The 19,778-nt window shown below is 66.7% G+C and carries 19 protein-coding genes; 14 read left to right on the top strand and 5 right to left on the bottom strand.

Going from position 1 to position 19,778, the window contains the following annotated elements:
- Window positions 1-191: 191 nt before the first annotated feature.
- Entirely contained in the window at window positions 192-1,721 is a 1,530-nt protein-coding gene (locus ACYQOP_RS24275; protein ID WP_461224636.1) for a multicopper oxidase family protein, read from the top strand.
- Here the strand turns inward: ACYQOP_RS24275 and ACYQOP_RS24270 are convergent.
- Window positions 1,714-3,207 carry an NAD(P)H-hydrate dehydratase gene (locus ACYQOP_RS24270; protein ID WP_461224635.1) on the bottom strand — a complete coding sequence of 498 codons (1,494 nt, stop codon included), beginning with the start codon at window positions 3,205-3,207 and terminating at the stop codon, window positions 1,714-1,716. The two genes, ACYQOP_RS24275 and ACYQOP_RS24270, sit on opposite strands and share 8 nt — an antisense overlap.
- A 215-nt stretch (window positions 3,208-3,422) precedes the next feature.
- Between ACYQOP_RS24270 and ACYQOP_RS24265 the strand changes: the two genes are divergently transcribed.
- The 4 genes from ACYQOP_RS24265 (at window position 3,423) to ACYQOP_RS24250 (ending at window position 6,500) form a co-directional block, all read left to right on the top strand.
- Entirely contained in the window at window positions 3,423-3,761 is a 339-nt protein-coding gene (locus ACYQOP_RS24265) for a P-II family nitrogen regulator (protein WP_003600526.1), read from the top strand.
- 234 nt (window positions 3,762-3,995) lie between these two features.
- Window positions 3,996-5,408, top strand: coding sequence for a type I glutamate--ammonia ligase (gene glnA, locus ACYQOP_RS24260; RefSeq protein WP_207410606.1), 1,413 nt, complete (start codon window positions 3,996-3,998; stop codon window positions 5,406-5,408).
- Between the two features lie 164 nt (window positions 5,409-5,572).
- On the top strand, window positions 5,573-6,226 hold the full coding sequence (locus tag ACYQOP_RS24255) for an RNase A-like domain-containing protein (protein WP_461224632.1): 654 nt from the start codon (window positions 5,573-5,575) through the stop codon (window positions 6,224-6,226).
- A 1-nt stretch (window position 6,227) separates the two neighbouring features.
- The gene (locus ACYQOP_RS24250; protein WP_461224630.1) at window positions 6,228-6,500 is read left to right on the top strand and encodes a hypothetical protein; all 273 of its coding nucleotides are present in this window, start codon (window positions 6,228-6,230) and stop codon (window positions 6,498-6,500) included.
- A 202-nt stretch (window positions 6,501-6,702) separates the two neighbouring features.
- Here the strand turns inward: ACYQOP_RS24250 and rocF are convergent, their stop codons facing one another.
- Both rocF and ACYQOP_RS24240 read right to left on the bottom strand, forming a co-directional pair.
- Window positions 6,703-7,632 (bottom strand): arginase, encoded by a 930-nt coding sequence (gene rocF, locus ACYQOP_RS24245; protein WP_461224628.1) that lies wholly within the window; start codon window positions 7,630-7,632, stop codon window positions 6,703-6,705.
- A 72-nt stretch (window positions 7,633-7,704) separates the two neighbouring features.
- A complete protein-coding gene (locus ACYQOP_RS24240) occupies window positions 7,705-8,772 on the bottom strand; it encodes an ornithine cyclodeaminase (protein ID WP_461224626.1) in 1,068 nt (355 codons plus the stop codon).
- 154 nt (window positions 8,773-8,926) lie between these two features.
- Here ACYQOP_RS24240 and ACYQOP_RS24235 point away from each other — a divergent pair, with 154 nt between their 5' ends.
- Together ACYQOP_RS24235 and ACYQOP_RS24230 are read left to right on the top strand one after the other, a co-directional pair.
- A complete protein-coding gene (locus ACYQOP_RS24235; protein ID WP_461224624.1) occupies window positions 8,927-10,363 on the top strand; it encodes an amino acid permease in 1,437 nt (478 codons plus the stop codon).
- Window positions 10,364-10,476: 113 nt separating this feature from the next.
- Window positions 10,477-10,737, top strand: a complete 261-nt coding sequence (locus tag ACYQOP_RS24230) for a DUF6894 family protein (RefSeq protein WP_461224622.1) — start codon at window positions 10,477-10,479, stop codon at window positions 10,735-10,737.
- A 208-nt stretch (window positions 10,738-10,945) separates the two neighbouring features.
- Here ACYQOP_RS24230 and ACYQOP_RS24225 read toward each other — a convergent pair whose 3' ends face one another.
- Window positions 10,946-11,722 carry a serine protease gene (locus ACYQOP_RS24225; RefSeq protein ID WP_461225458.1) on the bottom strand — a complete coding sequence of 259 codons (777 nt, stop codon included), beginning with the start codon at window positions 11,720-11,722 and terminating at the stop codon, window positions 10,946-10,948.
- 203 nt (window positions 11,723-11,925) lie between these two features.
- Window positions 11,926-12,228: a hypothetical protein gene (locus tag ACYQOP_RS24220; protein ID WP_461224620.1), complete on the bottom strand. Its 303-nt coding sequence runs from the start codon at window positions 12,226-12,228 to the stop codon at window positions 11,926-11,928.
- A gap of 569 nt (window positions 12,229-12,797) precedes the next feature.
- Here ACYQOP_RS24220 and ACYQOP_RS24215 point away from each other — a divergent pair.
- The 7 genes from ACYQOP_RS24215 to ACYQOP_RS24185 all read left to right on the top strand — a co-directional run bounded on the left by ACYQOP_RS24215 (window position 12,798) and on the right by ACYQOP_RS24185 (window position 19,767).
- Complete coding sequence (locus ACYQOP_RS24215; RefSeq protein WP_056430328.1) at window positions 12,798-14,678, top strand: methanol/ethanol family PQQ-dependent dehydrogenase; 1,881 nt, start codon at window positions 12,798-12,800, stop codon at window positions 14,676-14,678.
- A 240-nt stretch (window positions 14,679-14,918) separates the two neighbouring features.
- Window positions 14,919-15,767 (top strand): methanol oxidation system protein MoxJ, encoded by an 849-nt coding sequence (moxJ, locus tag ACYQOP_RS24210; RefSeq protein ID WP_311274746.1) that lies wholly within the window; start codon window positions 14,919-14,921, stop codon window positions 15,765-15,767.
- A gap of 88 nt (window positions 15,768-15,855) precedes the next feature.
- Window positions 15,856-16,446: a cytochrome c(L), periplasmic gene (gene moxG / locus ACYQOP_RS24205; protein ID WP_056430336.1), complete on the top strand. Its 591-nt coding sequence runs from the start codon at window positions 15,856-15,858 to the stop codon at window positions 16,444-16,446.
- A 90-nt stretch (window positions 16,447-16,536) separates the two neighbouring features.
- Window positions 16,537-16,827, top strand: a complete 291-nt coding sequence (locus tag ACYQOP_RS24200; RefSeq protein ID WP_207410594.1) for a methanol dehydrogenase [cytochrome c] subunit — start codon at window positions 16,537-16,539, stop codon at window positions 16,825-16,827.
- 110 nt (window positions 16,828-16,937) lie between these two features.
- Window positions 16,938-17,969 carry an AAA family ATPase gene (locus tag ACYQOP_RS24195; protein WP_461224617.1) on the top strand — a complete coding sequence of 344 codons (1,032 nt, stop codon included), beginning with the start codon at window positions 16,938-16,940 and terminating at the stop codon, window positions 17,967-17,969.
- Window positions 17,966-18,838 carry a DUF58 domain-containing protein gene (locus ACYQOP_RS24190; protein ID WP_461224615.1) on the top strand — a complete coding sequence of 291 codons (873 nt, stop codon included), beginning with the start codon at window positions 17,966-17,968 and terminating at the stop codon, window positions 18,836-18,838. The genes ACYQOP_RS24195 and ACYQOP_RS24190 overlap by 4 nt, the downstream gene beginning before the upstream one ends.
- 8 nt (window positions 18,839-18,846) lie before the next feature.
- Window positions 18,847-19,767, top strand: coding sequence for a nonribosomal peptide synthetase MxaA (locus ACYQOP_RS24185; protein ID WP_461224613.1), 921 nt, complete (start codon window positions 18,847-18,849; stop codon window positions 19,765-19,767).
- Window positions 19,768-19,778: the final 11 nt, after the last annotated feature.

Genomic DNA, 19,778 nt, shown 5'->3' with positions numbered 1-19,778 from the left:
CCAACGCCCGGCGCGCCTTTTCAGCCGCCAGAGCGCGGTCCTATAGCATGCGCGCGCAAGTCCGCAGCAAAAAAATAAGACCTCGCCCATCAGGGGCGTGGCGGCGGTTGGCGCCGCGCGGGACCGCCGTCTACAAGCGGGCGAAAGCGCCGGATGCGCCTGAGCATCCCTTCATTCCCGTCCGAGGTGACATGCCGAGTTCCGACCTGAAGAATGACCACCCGCCCTCGGAGACCGGTGGCCTGTCCCGCCGTTCGCTGATCGGCCGGGCGGCGGCCCTCGGCCTTGCCGGACCGGCTTTCATCGCGGGCGCGGGGGCGCAAACCGGATCGGGCAAGGCTACCCCAAAGGCAGCGCCCGTGCCGGCCAAGCCGGCCGAGACCAAGCCAGCCGAGACCAAGCCGGCCGAGCCGTTGCCCGAACCGCGCGCGCTCATCGCCGGACCGGGCACGAACCGCCTGAAACCCGAGCCGGCCGCCGAGACGCCGATCTGGACCTTCGACGGCAAAGCGAGCCTTCCCGTCATCCGGGCGAAACTCGGCGACACCGTCCGCCTGCGCGTCGAAAACAAGACGGACAAGCCGCTCTCCCTCCACTGGCACGGGGTCCGCAACCAGAACGCCATGGACGGCGTCGGCGGCGTGACCCAGCCGCCGATCGCTCCGGGTGCGGACTTCACTTACTCCTTCGTCCCGCCGGATGCGGGCACGTTCCTGATCCGGCCCCTCGTCGTGGGCGGTTCGAGCGAACCGTCGGGGCGGGGCCTTGCCGGCGCGTTGATCGTCGAGGAGACCTCGCCGCCCTCGCTCGACCAGGATCTCGCGCTGCTGATGCAGGATTGGCGGCTGGAGGAGAACGGCGCGCTGATGCCGTTCGGGCAGGCGGCTTTCGCCGCGGCCTCCGGGCGCCTCGGCAATCTCGTCACGATCAACGGTAAGCCGGTTCCCGAAGCGGTGGAGGTTCGCCCGGGATCGCGGATCCGCCTGCGGCTCGGCAATGTCTGCAACGCGCGCGGAACCCGCATCCGGTTCGAGGGCGCCAAGGTCTACGTGGTGGCGGTGGACGGCCAGCCCACCGACACGTTCGAGCCCCTGCGCGCGACGCTGCCCTTCCCCCCCGGCACCCGCTACGACCTGATGCTCGACATGCCGGCGGAGGCCGGCGCCAGCGTCACGGTCAATGCCCTGGTGGGCAACGGCCTCGTCCTGGCGACACTCACCGCCAAGGGCCAGCCGGTGACGGAGAAGCGTCCGCCGATCGCACCGGTGGGCGAGAACAAGCTCCTGCCCGCCGAGGTCAAGCTCCAGAACGCAATCCGCCGCGACATCGCGATCACCGGCGGCGCCAAGCTGGACAAGGACAAGCCCAACGCCGAACCGGCCTATTCCGGTGATCCGAACCGGGTCTGGGCGATCAACGGGATCACGGGCGCCTCCGGCACCGCTCCCTCCTTCACAGTGAAGCGCGGCCAGGTGGTGGTCCTGGCGATCCGAAACGACACCGCCTTCCCGCAGGCCCTGCACGTCCACGGCCACGCCTTCCGGCTGCTTCACCCGCTGGACGACGGCTGGGAGCCCTATTGGCTCGACACGTTCCAGCTGCTCGAAAGCCGCACGGCCCGGATCGCCTTCAAGGCGGACAATCCCGGCCGCTGGGTCATCGGCTCCACGGTGCTGGAGCGGTTCGACACCGGATTGTGGACGAGCTTCGAGGTCACTTGACCAGGCCGGCGAGAACCCGCGGCATCATCTCCGGCAGGTCCTCGGCGATGAGCCCCGGCCCGTGTCGCAAACCGGCATCGCCATGGAGCCAGACCGCCGCGCAGGCGGCCTCGAAGGCCGGCATGCCCTGCGCCAGTAGGCCGGCGACGAAGCCGCCGAGGACATCGCCGGAACCGGCGGTGCCGAGATGGGGCGTGGCGTGGTCGTTGATCGCGGCGCGTCCGTCGGGCGCGGCGATGATGGTATCGGCGCCCTTCAACACCACCACCGCCCCGGCGACAGACGCCGCCCTCAGCGCCCGTTCGAGCTTGCTCGCCTTCGGGTCGACGGCGTCCGTATCGGCGAAGAGGCGGCCGAACTCACCGGAATGCGGGGTCAGCACTGCCTGCCCCCCGCCATCCGCGATGATGCTCGCCAATTGGTCGACCTGACCCTTGAAGCTCGTGAGCGCGTCGGCGTCGAGGACGAGGCTTCGCCCGACGCCGGCCGCCACGGCGACACGCTCGCGGGTCGCCTCGCCGCTCCCCATGCCGGGGCCGGCGAGGATGACGTTGAGGCGCTCGTCCACGAGGAGATCGTCGAGGTCGTCGGCGGTCTCGCATGGCGTCAGCATGATCGCGGTGAGATGCGCGGCGTTCTCGGCCATGGCGGCGGTGGGGGAGGCCACGGTGACGAGGCCGGCCCCGACCCGCAACGCCGCCCGTGCCGCGAGGCGGATCGCCCCGGTCTTGAAGGCGGGCCCGGACAGGGCGAGGACATGCCCCCTCGTGTATTTGTGACTCACGGCGTCGAGCCTCGGAAAATCAGAGTCCCAGAGACCCGGCCCGTTGCGCCAAACCCTCGGAGTGCCGGCCAGTCCTTCCTGGATGGCGGCATCGCCGATGCCGATATCGGCCACATGGAGATGGCCGCAATGGTCGCGGCCCGGCTGCAGCAGGTGGCCCGGCTTCAACGCGACGAAAGTCACCGTCTCGCGCGCCCTGAGCGCCACCCCGCGTAGAGCGCCCGTATCGCCGTCGATCCCGCTCGGAATGTCGACGGCGAGGACCGGAACGTCTGTCGCGGCGACCCGCTCGACCATGGCCTTCGCCGCGCCGTCGAGGTCGCGGGACAGGCCCGCCCCGAACAGGGCATCGATGACGAGGGCGGCCCCCACCGGATCGGCCTCGGATAGGACGGGCCCCTCCCAGTCAGCGGCGGCCAACGCGGCGTCGCCCGTCAGGCTCTCCACCGGCGCGGTGCAGACGAGATCGACCGCATAGCCGCTGCGTTCGAGGAGGCGGGCGGCAGTGAGACCGTCCCCACCATTGTTGCCGGGTCCGCAGAGGACGAGGATGCGGGAGGGCGCGGCGACCATCGCGGCGGCCCTCTGGGCCACGGCGGCGCCCGCCCGGCGCATCAGCTCGATCCCCGGAACGCCCGCCGCTATGGCGGCGGCGTCCATTCTCCGCATCGCTTCGACGGTGATCAGACGGTGTGGGGGCATTCGAAACTTCGCCTTGTCCATGTTGTCCATGCCTGCGCACCGCTCATGCCGCGCCGTTATTTCAGGCGCAAAGCGGGCTTGGCTGAAACGATTTGCATTCGTTGCCTACCGAATGGGCAATTTAACGCCTGTCTCGGGGAAAACGGCGTGGCGAAGGCCGTGCCGCGATGGTAGGAAAAGGGCCCGGAGCAGCATTCAGGTCAGGCCCGTTCGGCATGAAGAAGATCGAAGCGATCATCAAGCCATTCAAGCTGGACGAGGTGAAGGAGGCCCTTCAAGAGGTCGGCCTTCAGGGCATCACCGTGATCGAAGCCAAGGGGTTCGGCCGGCAGAAGGGCCATACCGAGCTCTATCGCGGCGCCGAATACGTGGTCGATTTCCTGCCCAAGGTGAAGCTCGAGATCGTCCTCTCCGACGCCCTGGTCGAAGGTGCCGTGGAAGCCATCCGCAAGTCGGCCCAGACCGGACGCATCGGCGACGGCAAGATCTTCGTCTCGACCATCGAGGAAGCGATCCGCATCCGCACCGGCGAGACCGGCACCGACGCGATCTAGCGCCCGCTTCCGGCGGATGTTCCGGCATGGCTTCGGCCGGCCGGCGGCGGCGGTCGAACGGAACGATGGGGCGAAGGCGCCGGCCTGTTACAATCCGGCCAAGCGCGGCTCTAGCCTCGCGCCGCCCTAGAAGCTAAGTCCCTCGCGCACGCCCCTTCCCAATCCGCGGCACGCCACCGCGTGGTGCGGCAAAACCACGGCCGAGACAGGCTGAGCCTCGAAGGAGACACAGGGATGGCAAAGACCGCCGATCAGGTCCTCAAGGAAATCAAGGACAACGACGTCAAGTACGTCGATTTCCGCTTCACCGATCCCCGGGGCAAGTGGCAGCACGTCACGTTCGACGTGTCCCTCGTCGATGAGGAAATCTTCGCCGAAGGCACGATGTTCGACGGCTCGTCGATCGCCGGCTGGAAGGCGATCAACGAATCCGACATGCTGCTGATGCCCGACCCGGCGACGGCCTGCATGGACCCGTTCTTCTCGGCCTCCACCATGTCGATCGTCTGCGACGTGCTCGAGCCCTCGTCCGGCCTGCCGTATTCGCGCGATCCGCGCAGCACCGCCAAGCTCGCCGAGGCGTTCCTCAAGTCCACCGGCATCGGTGACACGATCTATGTCGGCCCCGAGGCCGAGTTCTTCGTGTTCGACGACGTGAAGTTCGGCTCCGACCCGTACCATACCGGCTTCCAGCTCGATTCGGTCGAACTGCCCACCAACGGATTCACCGATTACGAGGGCGGCAACCTCGGCCACCGCGTCGCCACCAAGGGCGGCTACTTCCCGGTGCCGCCGCAGGATTCGGCGCAGGACATGCGCGGCGAAATGCTGGCCGCCATGCAGTCCATGGGCGTCAAGGTCGAGAAGCACCACCACGAGGTCGCCTCGGCCCAGCACGAGCTCGGCATGAAGTTCGACACGCTGACCCTACTCGCCGACCACATGCAGATCTATAAGTACGCGATTCACAACGTGGCCCAGAGCTACGGCAAGACCGCGACCTTCATGCCCAAGCCCGTCTACGGCGACAACGGCTCGGGCATGCACGTGCACCAGTCGATCTGGAAGGACGGCAAGCCGATCTTCGCCGGCGACAAGTATGCCGATCTCAGCCAGGAATGCCTCTGGTACATCGGCGGCATCATCAAGCACGCCAAGGCGCTGAACGCCTTCACCAACCCGTCCACCAACTCCTACAAGCGTCTGGTGCCCGGCTACGAGGCCCCCGTGCTGCTGGCCTACTCGGCCCGCAACCGCTCGGCCTCCTGTCGTATCCCGTGGACGACGAACCCGAAGGCCAAGCGCGTCGAGGTCCGGTTCCCCGATCCGATGGCGAACCCCTACCTCGCCTTCTCGGCCCTGCTGATGGCCGGCCTCGACGGCATCATCAACAAGATCGATCCGGGCCCGGCCATGGACAAGGATCTCTACGACCTGCCCCCGCGCGAGTTGAAGAAGATCCCCACCGTCTGCGGCAGCCTGCGTGAAGCCCTCACGAACCTCGACCGCGACCGCGCCTTCCTCAAGGCCGGCGGCGTGTTCTCGGACGACCAGATCGACTCCTTCATCGAACTGAAGATGACGGAAGTGATGCGCTACGAGATGACCCCGCATCCGGTCGAGTTCACGATGTACTACTCGCTCTGAGAGCGGGCCGGCCGGGCGGCTCGCCCGGCCTTTCGGACAATGCGCGACGCCGGGGCCTCGAAAGGGGCTCCGGCGTTTCGCGTTTCACCCCCCCCGATTTCGTAACTGATATTATGCTATTATTCCTTTATAGGTATAATAGCTTGATCAAGGGGGTGAATCCGATGTCGTCGAGCGCAACGGCCCTTCTGCGGGCGAGATGGCTGATCACGTCGTGCCGTGTTCAGGTCGCGTTTCAGCGGTTGCGTCTGTCGCTCCGTGCGTACCATGCCGATCAACCCCGCGTGCCGGCCGGACATCCGGACGGCGGCCAATGGACGGACGGCGGTGCGGGCGACGGATATGATTCCGGTGACGATGCGCGGATCGTCCACGTCTCGGATGACCTCAACCGTCGGTACACGGTCGTGCTCTCCGAAGAAGAGGTGCGCGGCGGCCATACGCTTCGCGAGCATGTCGGTAAGACGGACGCGCAGATGATGCAGCGCGTCCAGTCCAGCAAAAGGAGATTTCTGTTCGTAGACTATGGCCTCAGGCGAGATGGCACGTTCGAGTCTGTGGAGACCGCAAACGATCTCATCAACCGCACCTTGAAACAGAACGCCTCCGAAGTTGATGACGTCGCAACCGGGAAAAAGGCCAATGCATTCCTAAAGTCCCGATTTGGATACAAAACTAGTCGGGAAGCCTACACGGCGGGGCAGCTTGAGCCGTACATGCGTACGACTTACGGTGTCGGAATCTTTATCCTTCACGATCCGGGCAACCCCCGCGGGTACCGCATCCATACCGCCTATCCGCGCAACGACGGAGATTGACATGCGAGCGTCCCCGGAATTCCTGAAGTTCGGCCGTTGGTTCATGCAGGACATCGGTGGCGGCGCGCCGACGCTCGACGAGATGTACGATTTCGTTCTCAACCTCTTCCGCGGCGAGGAGCGCGTCCGGTTGCGGCAGTTCATCGACCGCGCCCTCCGCGAGGCGTCCGACGAGACGTTGAAGGGATTGTGGAAGGAGACGGACGCCGACATCTACTTCCCCACCGCGCAGGATCTGCGCGCATTCCTGACCGGCGCCCGCGACCGGCTCTGAACGCCGTTTCGTGCCCCTTGCGCGACGCCGATCCGAATCGGCCGCCGATATTCACCCATCTGGCGGGCACCTCGGGTCCCCTCTCCTTCCAGGAGAGGGAGCCCGTCGCGCCTCATGTCGAACCCCTGTTGGATAGAGCGAGTAGCCCACAAGGGAGGGGGACGCGCTTCGTCTGAAGGAGCAGACGGGTGAACCCCGTCGGTCAAAAACTCCGCGTCGGGCGGTCGAGGACGCTGCGTCCCATCAGGCTGGCGGCGAGATCCGTCATCAGGATGGCGGTGCGGCCGCGCTCGTCGAGGAACGGGTTGAGCTCGACGAGGTCGAGGCTGCGGACGAGCCCGCTATCGTGCAGCATCTCCATGGCGAGATGCGCCTCGCGGAAGGTGGCGCCGCCCGGAACCGTGGTGCCGACGCCCGGCGCGATGCCGGGATCGAGAAAATCCACGTCGAGGCTCACATGCAGCCATCCGCCGGCGGCGGCCACCCGTTCGAGGAAGGCCTTCAGCAGGATGCCGATGCCGAACTCGTCGATGGCGCGCATGTCGTGCACCGTGATCCCAGCCTCGCGGATCGTCTGCCGCTCCGCTGGATCGACGCTGCGCAGGCCGATCATGCAGACGTTGTGCGGTTTCACCGGCGCGACGGGCGGCGGCAGGTAGGGGGCGAACCCCTTGAGACCGATCGCATAGGCCATCGGCACGCCGTGGAGATTGCCGCTCGTCGTCGTCTCCAGGGTGTGGAGATCGGGATGCGCGTCGAGCCAGAGCACATGCAACTCGCTTCCCTCTTCGGCCGCCCGCCGGCTCATGCCCGAGACCGTACCGGCCGAGAGGCTGTGATCGCCGCCGAGGAAAATCGGCAGGCCCTCGCCCCCGGCCCGATAGGCGGCCTCGCTGAGCGCCGACGTCCAGCGCGCGAAGTCGGAGAGGTTGGTCACGCTCGGATTGGGATGGGCGACGGCCTCGCCGGGGGGAGGGGCGATGTTCCCGCGATCCTCCACCACCAGGCCGAGGGAGGTGAGGGCGCCGCCCAAACCGGCGGCCCGGTAAGCGCTCGGGCCCATGTCGCAGCCCAGCCGGCTCGTGCCCTCCTGGACCGGCACGCCGATGAGGATGCAGCGTTTCTCGTCCATGGGTTCATTCTCCGATCCGCCGACACCATAGGGGCCGCGCACGACAGCCGTGAGGCACGGGTCGGCGGATCGTCATGGCGCCGCAGGATCGGGACCAGCCCGGCCCTCCGCCCGAAGCAGCATCCCGAACAGGTCGCGGGGATCGTCCGGGTCCGCCAGCAGGTCGAGATCCGCGAAGAAGCCGGTGCCGGCCAGCACCGAGCGCAGGTATCGCAGGGCGGAGAAATCCTCGACCGCGAAACCGACGGAATCGAACAGCGTGATCTGCCTGTCGTCCCTCCGCCCCGGCACCTCGCCGGCGATCACCCGCCAGAGTTCGGTGACGGGGTGATCGGCCGGCAATTGCTGGATCTCGCCTTCGAGCCGGGTCTGGGGCGCGTATTCGACGACGATGTCCGAACGGCGAAGGATGTCGGGGTGGAGCTCGGTCTTGCCGGGGCAATCCCCGCCGACGGCGTTGATGTGGATGCCGGGGCCGACGAGGTTGTCGGTGAGGATGGTGGCGCATTGCTTGTCGGCCGTCGCCGTGGTGACGATGTCGGCGCCTTCCACCGCCCCGGCGGTGCTCGAACAGATCGCGATCCTGAAGCCGAACCCCGCGAGGTTGCGCCGGCACTTGGCGCTGGCGGCCGGGTCGATGTCGTAGAGGCGCAGGGAATCGATGCCGATGAGGGCCTTGAAGGCCAGCGCCTGGAACTCGGCCTGGGCGCCGTTCCCGATGATCGCCATGGTCCGCGCCCCTTTCGGGGCGAGGTATTTCGCCGCGACCGCCGACATGGCGGCGGTGCGCAGAGCCGTGAGGATCGTCATCTCGGTGAGCAGCATCGGATAGCCGTTGCCGACATCGGCCAGCACGCCGAAGGCGGCCACGGTCTGGCGCCCGCTGCGGGCGTTCTTCGGGTGACCGTTGACGTATTTGAAGCCGTAGGTGGTGCCGTCGCTGGTCGGCATCAGTTCGATCACCCCGTCCGCGCTGTGGGAGGCCAGGCGCGGCTGCTTGTCGAACAGGTGCCAGCGCCGGAAATCTTCCTCGATCGTGGCGGCCAATTCCCGCAGGAACCGCTCGACGCCGATCGCGAGGACGAGCCTCATCATGTTGTCGACGCTGACGAAGGGAACGACATTCAGTTTGTCCGCCATGACGCCTCGTCTCCCGGACCGATACCGAATCGATCATAGGCAGGATGCGCGCCCGCGCGAGGCGGCATAGCCCTTGCTGCGATGGGAGAGGGCGAAATGGGCAGGGCAACATGATCGGCACCTCTCGTCCTGGTCGCTATGAGGTCGCGTCGCGATGTGGTCGTTGATCGGATCGGACGGGGGACCAAGCGACTGGCGCCGGTCGGCACTGCGGCGGAAACCCGTATCCCCCGCGACGCAGGGTGCCGATGCCGGAGCCCGGCCCCTCGAACGCTCCATCGGCCTGTTCCGCCTCGTCATGCTCGGGGTCGGCGCCACGGTCGGCACCGGCATTTTCGTGATCCTGAGCGCGGCGGTGCCCGAGGCAGGACCCGCCATCCTGGTCTCGTTCCTGCTGGCCGCCGTCACGGCGGGTCTCACGGCGCTCTGCTACGCGGAGCTGGCCTCGGCGCTGCCGCTCTCGGGCTCGTCCTATTCCTATGCTTACGCCACCCTCGGGGAACTCGCGGCCTTCCTCGTCGGGGCCTGCCTTCTTCTCGAATACGCGGTCTCCGCCTCGGCCATCGCCGTCGGATGGGGCCAGTATCTCAACGAGGTCTTCGGTGCGCTCATCGGCTGGACCATGCCGGATTCCATCAGCCAGCCCCCCGGCCGGGGCGGCTACGTCAACCTGCCGGCCATCGTCCTCATCGGCCTGTGCACCCTGCTGCTCCTGCGCGGCACCGCCGAATCCACTGCGATCAACGCGGTCCTCGTGGTCCTGAAGCTCGCCGTGCTGGTGTTCTTCGCCGTCGTCGCCCTCACGGCGTTCGAGCCTGCGAACCTCACGCCCTTCGCTCCCCTCGGCTGGGCCGGGATCGGCACTGCTGCCTCGACGATCTTCTTCTCCTATATCGGCCTCGATACGATCTCGACGGCGAGCGAGGAGGTGCGCGACCCGGCGCGCACGCTGCCCCTGGGTATCCTCCTCTCCCTGGTCATCGTCACCGCGATCTACCTCCTCGTCGCCCTCGCGGGGATCGGAGCCCAACCCTGGACGCACTTTGCCGGGCAGGATGCCGGGCTGGCGGTGATCCTCAGAAACGTCACCGGAACGGCCTGGCCGGCCCTCGTCCTGTCGATCGGGGCGGTCATCTCCATCTTCTCCGTGACCCTGGTGACGATGTATGGCCAGACCCGTATCCTCTTCGCCATGAGCCGGGACGGGCTGCTGCCGACGCTGTTCCAGCGCGTGGACCGGCACAGCCGGAGCCCGAACGCCAATACGCTGGCGGTGGGATTCTTCGTCGCCTCGCTGGCGGCGCTCGTTCCCCTCGACGTGCTCGCCAACCTCACCAGCATGGGCACCCTCGTGGCCTTCACGGCGGTTTCCCTCAGCGTGATCATCCTGCGCCGGCGACGCCCCGACTTGCCGCGAGGATTTCGCGTGCCGCTCTACCCATTCGTCCCCCTCGCGAGCCTCGCCTGCTGCCTGATGCTCATCGCGGCGCTGCCACGGGACACCTACCTGCTCTTCGCGATCTGGATCGGTGTCGCGCTGGTGATCTACACCGCCTATTCGCAGCGTCATTCGCGATTGGCTCGGGGCTGAAGCACCTGCGGAAAGACCGGTTCCGCCCTGCAAGACGGGCCAGCGGGACTTGCGCCGCCGCGCCTCGGTTTCCAGCTGATATCGGCTGTTCCTCAAGCCGATCGAGTGCTGCGATGCCCCGCTTCTTCTTTCACACCCATATCGGCCGGGAGGTCATCGCCGATCCCACCGGCACCGAATTGCGGGATGCCGACCATGCCTGGGAGGTCGCCCGCGACACGATTCAGGCGACGATGAGCGAGGCGGAGGCCCAGGCCCGCCTGATGGGGGCGGTGCTGGTGGTCACCGACGAAGCCGGCGAAACGGTTCTCGAATTCCCGTTCTCCGAGGTTGTCACCCTCGCGCCGGAAGAGCCGGGCCCCACCGTGCATTGAGTGCCGGCTTGATTGGATGCTCATGCCGGAGCCGATCATCCCAGCAGACCACCTCATCCTGAGGTGCCCGCGACAGCGGGCCTCGAAGGAGCCCTCCAGCGGTCGCGCGATCCCTGGAAGCCTCCTTCGAGGCCGCTGTGCGGCACCTCAGGATGAGGTGAAGCCCTGGAAAAACGACGGAAACAAGCCGTGAGACGCCCCCCGCGCCTCACCGGGTCTTCGGGGCCTCGCTTTCCACTGCCACGGCCTGCCGGATCGCCGCCAGAAGGGCGCCTTCGAAGAGCAGGGCGGAACCGTAATGGAAGTCGAGGTCGAAGGGGCGGCGCGAATTCATGGAGAGCGAGGCGCTCTGCATCGCCACGAGACGGCCCGACAGGCCGAACAGGCCGGAGCCCGAGCCGCCGAACCCATCGTTGCAATTGTGCCGGGCGCGGCGGATGTCGTCCTCCGTCGGCGGATCGATCTGGTGGATCGCGCAGGTCTCGGTGCTGCTCGGCCCGCGATAATTCTCGTGCCCGCCGGGTGAGACCATCACCACGGGAATCTCCGCGACGCCCGTTGCCAGAGACGGCGCCTCGGGGACCGGCTGCGGCGGCGCGCCGACCACCGCCTCCGTGAGGTCGAGCAAGGCCCAATCGTCGGTGATGTGCAGGGCCTTGGCGTCGGGCGCCGCGCCGAGACGCAGGCTCGCCGGCACGAAGCCGTAATTCCGCCCGCCGATCTGGAAGAAGCAATCCTCCACCTCCCGCGTCACCTCCATGCGGCGGTTGCGGAAATTGTGTGCGTTCATCACCACGAGGCGTGACGACCCGACGAGCCAGGCCGCCGCCGCCTTCTGCGGGATACCGTCCGGCCGGCGATGGCAGAACAGGACGCCCGCGCCGGGATAGCGGGTGATGTCGGCCCCCGTCAGATCGCGGCGCCCGTCATGCGGATACAGGGCGGCCATGCGCCCTTCCTCCGCCGAGGCCGCCCCCGACACCATGATTGCGAGCCCGGCCAGCGCCCATCTCCGCAGCGGGCGGGACCGGCCATCGTGCCTCCGGCGGATCGAGCTTTCGGCTGCGACAGGAATCATCTGTGATGTGAACCGATGCTGATGCTGCGCCATCGCCGCTCGATCCGGGGAGGAGGGCGGTTCGGAAGGTCGTCGGCCTCGCGCACGAGGCAGGGCCCCGCGGGGACCGCCTATTCCGGCGGGTCCTTCTTCACGGACACGCACATCTTCACCGCCGATTCCAGTTTGATCTCGCCCGGATTGCCGATATTCGCGGTCTCTTCCAGGCAGCGGATGAAGTAATTCTTGTCGAGCTCGGCGTTCAGGCTGGAGAAGGCCTTGCCCATGCGGGTGGCGAAATCGATCTTCTCGTCCGTGGAGGCGCGGGGCCAGCGCGATACCTTGTCATCCATGGTCAACCGTGCCGCATCGGCAATCGACGGCAGGACAATCAGGCAAATCACGAGCGCAGTTGTTTTTCTGATCATCGGCATGTCTCGTTTTTGTTTCCTACCCACCATCAGTTTAGCGCTGGTCGGCAACGAGTAAAGCACAGGCTCACCGGCACAGGACGCTTTTCCTGCTGCGACACTGTGCATAAACCTTGCGCATCGCGACCGCGCATCGTCCGCCTCCCGTGCCTCTGCGCCACCGAACACCGGACCGCTCCGTGAGGCCGATGACGGCCAACCTGCAGCGCAAGTGCTTCGACCCATACGGCAAGTGCTTCGACCGAAAGGGAAAGACCGGCCGTTCACCTATGTCGTTCTTCCGCAAGTCTTGGCCAGAATCGCCCTCCAGACTGGGATAAAAGCATGGAACAAGTTGCCAAATCATCCTGTAAAAAAAGGTTGAAGTGGCTAAAGACATCAGGCAAAGCAAATGATTATATAGCTAGCCGATGGATCAGTAATAAGTCTTTTATAAGAGCGGCCAGCGTCAGGTTATTCTTATAAATACGTTCATAATATCGATCGACTGACTGTTTGCTGAACCGGCGAAAGCAATGGCTGCGGCCGATCCCCTGGGGTCGAGCACGCGGCAGAAGGGCAGGAGACGCAGAATGAACAGGTTACTGAATTCAGTCTCGGTGCTGGCCGTCTTGGCCCTGGCACCGATCGGATTGTCAGGGATCGCTCACGCCAACGACAAGCTCATCGATCTGTCGAACAGCGATGAAAACTGGGTGATGCCGGGCAAGAACTACGACTCGGACAATTACAGCAAGCTCAAGCAGATCAACACGACGAACGTGAAGGACCTCAAGGTCTCCTGGTCGTTCTCGACCGGCCTGCTCAACGGCCACGAGGGCGCGCCCGTTGTCGTCGACAACAAGATGTATATCCACACCTCCTTCCCGAACAACACCTTTGCTCTCGCCCTCGACGATCCGGGCAAGATCCTGTGGCAGGACAAGCCCAAGCAGAACCCGGCCGCCCGCGCCGTCGCCTGCTGCGATCTCGTCAATCGCGGTCTCGCCTACTGGCCCGGCGACGGAAAGACCCCGGCGCTGATCCTCAAGACCCTGCTCGACGGCAACGTCATGGCGCTCAACGCCGAGACCGGCGAGACGGTGTGGAAGGTCGAGAATTCCGACATCAAGGTCGGCTCCACGCTGACGATCGCCCCCTACGTGGTGAAGGACAAGGTCATCATCGGCTCCTCGGGCGCCGAGCTCGGCGTGCGCGGCTACCTCACCGCCTACGACGTGAAGACCGGTTCCCAGGTCTGGCGCGCCTACGCGACCGGCCCGGACAAGGACCTGCTGCTCGCCTCCGACTTCAACATCAAGAACCCCCATTACGGCCAGAAGAACCTCGGCACTTCCACCTGGGAGGGCGATGCCTGGAAGATCGGCGGCGGCACCAACTGGGGCTGGTACGCCTACGATCCCGGCACCAACCTGATCTACTTCGGCACCGGCAACCCGGCGCCGTGGAACGAGACCATGCGTCCCGGCGACAACAAGTGGACGATGACCATCTTCGGCCGCGACGCCGATACGGGTGAGGCCAAGTTCGGCTACCAGAAGACCCCGCACGACGAGTGGGATTACGCCGGCGTCAACGTGATGATGCTGTCGAACCAGAAGGACAAGGACGGCAAGGACCGCAAGCTCCTGACCCATCCGGACCGGAACGGCATCGTCTACACGCTCGACCGGACGGACGGCTCGCTCGTCTCGGCCAACAAGATCGACGACACCGTCAACGTGTTCAAGTCGGTCGACCTGAAGACCGGCCAGCCGGTGCGCGATCCCGAATACGGCACCCGCATGGACCACCTCGCCAAGGACATCTGTCCCTCGGCGATGGGCTACCACAACCAGGGCCACGATTCCTACGATCCCGAGCGCAAGCTCTTCTTCATGGGCATCAACCACATCTGCATGGATTGGGAGCCCTTCATGCTTCCCTACCGTGCCGGTCAGTTCTTCGTCGGCGCCACTCTGAACATGTATCCCGGCCCGAAGGGCGATCGCCAGAACTACGAAGGTCTGGGCCAGATCAAGGGCTACAACGCCATCACCGGCGAGTTCAAATGGGAGAAGATGGAGCGCTTCGCCGTGTGGGGCGGAACGACGGCGACCGCCGGCGGTCTCGTGTTCTACGGAACGCTGGACGGCTACATCAAGGCGCGCAACTCGGACAACGGAGACCTTCTCTGGAAGTTCAAGATGCCGTCGGGCGCCATCGGCTACCCGATTACCTACAGCCACAAGGGTGATCAGTACGTCGCCATCTACTACGGCGTCGGCGGCTGGCCGGGTGTCGGCCTCGTGTTCGACCTTCAGGACCCGACTGCCGGCCTCGGCGCGGTGGGCGCGTTCAAGAAGCTCGCCAACTACACCCAGATGGGCGGCGGCGTGATGGTGTTCTCGCTGAACGGCAAGGGTCCGTACGACGATCCGAGCATCGGCGAGTACCAGACCGCAGCCAAGTAACGGCTGCATCGGGAAACGAGCGCGTCCCTCTCCGCCTTGTGGGGAGAGGTTAGGAGTGGGGGTGGTTGGGTGACCCGCAGGCTGCAGAGGCCAGCGGAGCCACCCCCACCTCCAACTCCTCCCCACAATCTCGACGGATCTCGGGCAGGCCCGAGATCCGCTGCGGAGGAGAGCGGCGCTCCGTTCGCAGCGCCTCGATCCCAAAGAATCCGACCCATAAAAAACAACGGAAACGCTCTCATGTCCTTCGCCAAAGGATGCCTGTCCGTCGCGGCTCTCCTCGCCCTCGGCAGTGCCGCGTTCGCGCAGGCCGATACGAAATCCGCGCCCGACGACACCGTGCTCCGGGTCTGCGCGGCCAACCAGCCGCCGCTCTCGATGAAGGACGGCTCCGGGCTCGAGAACCGCATCGTCTCCGCCGTCGCCGAGGCCATGGGGCGCAAGGCGCAGTTCGTCTGGTCCGACAAGGCGGCGATCTACCTCGTGCGCGACAGCCTCGACAAGAAGCTGTGCGACGTGGTGGTCGGCCTCGACAGCGACGACCCGCGCGTGCTGACCACGAAGCCCTATTACCGCAGCGGCTACGTCTTCATCACCCGCGCCGACCGGGACCTCGACATCAAGTCCTGGTCCGATCCGCGCCTGAAGACCATCGACCACATGGTCGTCGGTTTCGGCACGCCGGGCGAGGCAATGCTGAAGGATATCGGCCGCTACGAGGAGGACATGGCCTACCTCTACTCCCTGGTGAACTTCCGCGCGGCCCGCAACACCTACACGCAGATCGATCCGGCCCGGATGGTCAGCGAAGTCGTCGCGAACAAGGCCGACGTGGCCGTGGCCTTCGCGCCGGACGTCGCCCGCTACGTCAAGGATTCGAGCCAGCCCCTGCGCATGAATCCGGTGCCGGACGATACGGTGCGCAGCGACGGCCAGAAGGTGCCGCAGAGCTTCGACCAGTCCATGGGCGTCCGCCGCGACGACCAAGCCCTCAAGACGGCCCTCGACGCCGCGATCGCCAAGGCTCGCCCGCAGATCGAGGCGATCCTCCGCCAGGACGGCGTGCCCGTCACCCCCGTTTCCAACTGATCCTCCGAACCCTGTCCCGCGTCGCCGGTGCGCTGAGCACCGGTACGCCCACCTCGGCCGCAAGTCCGGGGATAAACAGAGCAAATTGATGCGTCACACGAACCGTGTCCTCGCCGCCCTTCTCGGGCTCGGCCTCGCCTCCGCCGGTCTGGCGGCCCTGGCCCAGCCCTCCGCGGGCCCCTCGACGGGGATCACCTTCCGCAACACCGTGACCGGCGAAGAATTGAACGTCTCGGAAGGCAAGGAAGGCGGGCGCGACACTCCCGCCGTCAAGGAGTTCTTCCAGACCGGCAAGAACCTCTACATCGATGACAAGTCCTGCCTGCGTAACGGCGAGTCGCTGTTCGCGACCTCGTGCTCCGGCTGTCACGGGCACCTCGCCGAAGGCAAGCTCGGTCCCGGCCTCAACGACAATTACTGGACCTATCCGTCCAACACCGAGGATACCGGCCTGTTCGCCACCATCTTCGGCGGCGCCAACGGCATGATGGGTCCGCACAACGAGAACCTGACGCCCGACGAGATGCTGCAGACGATCGCCTGGATCCGGCACCTCTATACCGGTCCGGTCAAGGACGCCGTCTGGCTCAACGACGAGCAGAAGAAGAAATACACGCCCTACAAGCAGGGCGAGACCTTCCCCAAGGACGCTCCGGGCCAGTGCCCACCGCTGGAGTAGCAGTCTTGGGAAGTCACGTCGCGCGAGGATGCCTCGCGCGGTGAGCGAGAAGCGGCGAACGCCGTAACAATCAAACCAGAGGAAACGACCATGCGGACACTCATCACGGCTCTCGCAATCGGTGCGGGCGCGCTGCTCGCCGTTCCCGCGCTCGCCTATGACGGCACCAAGTGCAAGGCCCCCGGCGATTGCTGGCAGCCCAAGCCCGGCTTCCCCGAGAAGATCGCCGGCACGAAATACGACCCGAAGCACGATCCGAAAGAGCTGAACAAGCAGGCCGATTCGATCAAGCAGATGGAAGAGCGCAACAAGAAGCGCATCGAAGCCGCCAAGAAGACCGGCAAGTTCGAATACGACGTCACCAAGATTTCCTCCAACTGACGTCGTCGCCGCCCATCGCTTTGGGCGGCCATCACGGTGACCGCGATCCCCTCAGGCGCCTGGACCGCTCCGTCCGGGGATCGCGGCCGCTGTCCTCAAAGGCAAACCCCATGAACGACATCCGCTCCGGCGACGCGATGCTCACCGATTGGCGCGAGGCGGCCGGCCGTTTCGAGCGCGCGGTCCGCGGCGCCGTGGTGGGCCAGGACCGGGCGATCCGGCTTCTCACCATCGCTCTCTTCGCCCGGGGCCACGTGCTGCTGGAAGGCGATGTCGGCGTTGGCAAGACCACCCTGCTGCGCGCCGTGGCGCGGGCGCTCGGCGGCGCCTACGAGCGCATCGAGGGCACGGTGGACATGATGCCGTCAGACCTCATCTATCACACCTACCTCGCCGATGACGGCCGCCCGCGCGTGGAGCCGGGGCCGGTGCTGCGGCAATCCGAAGACCTCTCGATCTTCTTCTTCAACGAGATCAACCGCGCGCGTCCGCAGGTCCATTCGCTCCTGCTCCGCCTCATGGCCGAGCGGAGTCTGACCGCGTTCAACCGCGAATACCGTTTCCCCAACCTCCAGGTCTTCGCCGACCGCAACCGCGTCGAGCGCGAAGAAACCTTCGAACTCCCGGCCGCCGCCCGCGACCGCTTCCTGATGGAGATCGGGCTCGAAGCCCCGCGCGATGCCGAGGCGCGCCGCGCCCTCGTCTTCGATCCGCGCTTCCACGACACCGATGCCCTCATCGCGGGAATCGACGGCGGCGTCCTCGATCACGCCGCCATGGCCGGGATCGGCGCGGCGATCCAGCACGGCATCCAGGCGAGCCCGGCCATCGAGGCCTACGTAGTCGGCCTGTGGGAAGCCCTGGTCCGCCCGCACGAGGCCGGCATCCGCCTGCCCGGCATCGACATGTCGGCGCTGATCCTGGGCGGGGCCTCGCCGCGCGGCGTCGCCTTCCTCGTCCGCGCCGCCCGCGTCCGCGCCTGGCTGGAGGGCCGCGACTGGCTCGTGCCCGAGGACATCCGGGCGATCTTCCCCGAAGTGATGGCCCACCGCGTCTTCCTCGAGCCGATCTACGAGATGCGCCGCAGCACCATCGTGCCGGAACTCTGCCGCGCCGTGTTCGACACCGTGCCCGCCCCGTGACGGCGCCCGAGAGAACGCCCCAGGAGCCGACGCCGGACATCGTCTATCGCCCGCGCGGCCGCGTTCCCGGCACGATGGCCGGTGCCCATCGCGGCCGCGATGCCGGCGGTCTCGGCACCTTCCGCGACCAGGTGCCGTTCCTGCGCATGCCGGATGCCCGCCGCATCGACGTCCGCGCGACCCTGCGCGACCCGTTCGAAGGCACCTATGTCCGGCGGTTCGAGAGCCGCACGGCGCTCGAAGTCTGGGCGCTGGTCGACCTCTCCGCCTCCATGCGCTTCTCCGGCGAGGCGGACCGGATGGGGCTCGTCTCGTCCTTCTGCGGCTGCCTCGCCGCCTCGGCCACGCGCATCGGCGACGCTTTCGGCCTGATCGGCTGCGATGCCGCCCTGCGGGAGGACGTGTTCCTGCCCGCGAGCCGTCGCCGCAGCATTGCCGGCGACGTGGTCTCCCGGCTGACGGACGCCGCCTGTACCGGCGACCGCGCGGACGGGATGGGGCAGGCGGCCCGCCGCCTCGTCGGCCGTCCCAAGATCGTGTTCCTGGTCTCCGATTTCCGCTGGCCGGAGGCACTCATAGCCGAGACCTTCGCGAGCCTGTCGCGCCACGACCTCGTGCCCGTCGTCCTGGCCGATTCCGCCGAGGAAGACGATCTGCCCGAATGGGGCCTGATGGAACTCGACGATCTCGAAGGTGCGGGCCGTCGCGTGGTCTTCATGCGCCCGAGCCTGCGCCGCCGCTGGATCGCGCGCGAGGCGGAACGGGCGGAGACCCTGCGCTGGATCGCCTCCACCTATGGCCGACCGCCTTTCCGCCTCGCGGGCCGCTTCGACCCGGACGCGGTCAGCCGCCACCTCCTGGCGAGTTGAGGCATCCCATGCGCCGCCTCGCCCCGCTCCTGTTCCTGCTCTGCTCGTCGCTCGCCGCCCAGTCCCAGGTGCGGACCGTCGAGGTGCGCACGCCGCGCCCGTTCGGCTACTTCCTCGGCGATCTCGTCCGCGCCCAGGTGGATATCGTGGTGGAGCCGGGCTTTGCCCTGCAGGCCGCCTCGCTGCCCCAGCCCGGCGCGATTACCTATTGGCTCTACCTTCGCACCGTCGCGGTCACGCAGGCATCCGTGGGCGGCGGCAGTCGGGTGCGCCTCGATCTCACCTATCAGAACTTCTACGCCGCCCTCGATGCCCGCGCCCTGGAGATCCCCGGCTTCGTCGTCACCTTCGTGAGCGAGACGGACACGGGCGCGACCACGGCCAAGGCCCAGGTTCCGCCGTGGTCGTTCAACATCTCGCCCCTGCGCGAGGTCCAGCCGCCGGCTCAGGAAGACCCGAGGAACTACCTGCGTCCGGACGGGCGGGTCGCCTCCCTCGACACGCAACCCCTCGTCGTCGGAAGCGCCGGCTTCATGGCCATGGCCCTGCTGGCCTTCGCAGGCCTCGCCTGGGACCGGACATGGTGGCCCTTCGCCAAGCGCGAAGGACGCGCCTTTGCCGCGTGCCTCCGCCACCTGCGCGTCCTCCCCGGACGCGAGGACGACGAGGCGGCCTACGAGACCGCCCTTCTCGCGCTTCACCGGGCGCTGGACGAGACCGACGGGCGCCGGGTCCTGGCCGACGACCTGCCGGCCTTCCTCATCCGCCATCCCGCCTATGCGCGGGAACGGGCCGGCCTCGCCGCCTTCCTCGACGCGTCGCGTCACAGCTTCTTCGGACCCGGTCCGGCCGCCGCCATGCAGCGTCTGCCCTTGGCCGACATCGTCGCCCTGACCCGAAAACTCACCGCCATCGAGCGGGAATCATGAACGAGCCGAAA

This window comes from Methylobacterium sp. CM6247, from assembly GCF_054817925.1.
This window is presented reverse-complemented; position numbering and strand designations above follow the sequence as displayed.